General features: G+C 54.2%; 1 rRNA gene. It reads right to left on the bottom strand.

Features of this window, described 5'->3' with window-relative positions:
* Nucleotides 1-2,057, bottom strand: a 23S ribosomal RNA gene (locus G538_RS0100010); the annotation flags it as partial.
* Nucleotides 2,058-2,222: the final 165 nt, after the last annotated feature.

Raw genomic sequence — 2,222 nt, 5'->3', positions numbered from 1 at the left:
AAGGTGGTTAACCGATCCTCTTAACCTTCCAGCACCGGGCAGGCGTCAGTCCGTATACATCGACTTACGTCTTCGCACGGACCTGTGTTTTTAGTAAACAGTCGCTTCTCTCTGGTCTCTGCGGCCCCGAAACGCGTCCCACCGCAAGGGTGTTCACGCCCGAGGCCCCCCTTCTCCCGAAGTTACGGGGGCATTTTGCCGAGTTCCTTAACCATGATTCTCTCGTCGCCTTAGTATTCTCTACCTGATCACCTGTGTCGGTTTGGGGTACGGGCGGCTAACACCTCGCGCCGAGGTTTTTCTAGACAGCATAGGATCACCAACTTAACCCCATCAACTCTCACGCTTCACGGGTACCGGATTTACCTAATACCCACGCTACAGCCTTGGCCGTCGTCTACCATCGCGACGGTTTGGTTACCTTCCTGCGTCACCCCTGTTAATACGCTCACGCCACCACGATCAGCCCCTAGCATCATCAACCATCACCTCACCCTCGAAAGAGCAAAGCATCAATCAACAACGGTAGAAACCTCAACATGATTTTGTGTTGGGCGGTGCTTCGCCGGTACGGGAATATCAACCCGTTGTCCATCGACTACGCCTGTCGGCCTCGCCTTAGGTCCCGACTAACCCAGGGCAGATAAGCTTGACCCTGGAACCCTTGATCATTCGGCGGACGGGTTTCTCACCCGTCATTCGCTACTCATGCCTGCATTCTCACTCGTGTAGTCTCCACCACTCGGTTCCCCGGCAGCTTCACCGTCTACACGACGCTCCCCTACCCACAACACCCACAAGGGATGTCATGCCACAGCTTCGGCGGTGTACTTGAGCCCCGCTACATTGTCGGCGCGAAATCACTTGACCAGTGAGCTATTACGCACTCTTTCAAGGGTGGCTGCTTCTAAGCCAACCTCCTGGTTGTCTATGCAATCTCACATCCTTTCCCACTTAGCACACGCTTAGGGGCCTTAGCTGGTGGTCTGGGCTGTTTCCCTCTCGACTACGAAGCTTATCCCCCGCAGTCTCACTCCCACGCTTAGACTTGATGGCATTCGGAGTTTGGCTAACGTCAGTAACCCGGTGGGGCCCATCGGCTATCCAGTAGCTCTACCTCCAACAAGCAACACGTGAGGCTGCACCTAAATGCATTTCGGGGAGAACCAGCTATCACGAAGTTTGATTGGCCTTTCACCCCTACCCACAGGTCATCCCCCCAGTTTTCAACCTAGGTGGGTTCGGTCCTCCACACGGTCTTACCCGCGCTTCAACCTGCCCATGGGTAGATCACTTCGCTTCGGGTCTAGACCCAGCGACTCAATCGCCCTATTCAGACTCGCTTTCGCTACGGCTACCCCTCAACGGGTTAACCTTGCCACTGAGCACTAACTCGCAGGCTCATTCTTCAAAAGGCACGCCGTCACCCCAACGAGGGAGGCTCCGACGGATTGTAAGCACATGGTTTCAGGTACTATTTCACTGCCCTCCCGGGCTACTTTTCACCATTCCCTCACGGTACTATCCGCTATCGGTCATTAGGGAGTATTTAGGCTTAGCAAGTGGTCTTGCCAGATTCACACGGGATTTCTCGAGCCCCGTGCTACTTGGGAACACACCACACAAAGACCATCATGTTTCAGTTACGGGGGTCTCACCCTCTACGCCGCTGTTTCCCACCAGCTTCACCTACACAACAGTTTTCTGACTTTGCGAATGGCCGGCAGACCAAACATGGGCGGTCCCACAACCCCGAAACGTGCAACCCCTGCCGGGTATCACACACGCACGGTTTAGCCTCTTCCGCTTTCTCTCGCCAATACTCACGGAATATCTCTTCCTGTCGGTACTGAGATGTTTCACTTCCCGACGTTCCCACCAATCGCCCTATACATTCAGACGACGGCACCTGAACACAACTCCAGGTAGGTTTCCCCATTCGGACACCCTCGGATCACAGCTCGTTTGCCAACTCCCCGAGGTTTAACGCAGGCTACCACGTCCTTCATCGGCTCCTAATGCCAAGGCATCCACCATGTGCTCTAAAACACTAAAACGACACACAAAAAATATTACAAGATGCTCATATTACGTCCACTATCCAGTTCACAAACAACAAACCCACACCCCCACCACCAAACAACCCCAACAGGGCCACCCAGCAAGCAGAAGCGAAGCCACCTCCACACAAGACACGCTTGCGTTTCGATAACCCAATAGTG

Origin of the sequence: Jonesia quinghaiensis DSM 15701 (genome assembly GCF_000423205.1) — a bacterium.
In the GTDB taxonomy this organism is placed as follows: Bacteria; Actinomycetota; Actinomycetes; order Actinomycetales; family Cellulomonadaceae; genus Jonesia; species Jonesia quinghaiensis.
Note: the sequence above shows the minus strand (reverse complement) of the source record. Positions and strands in the feature narration are given on the sequence as shown.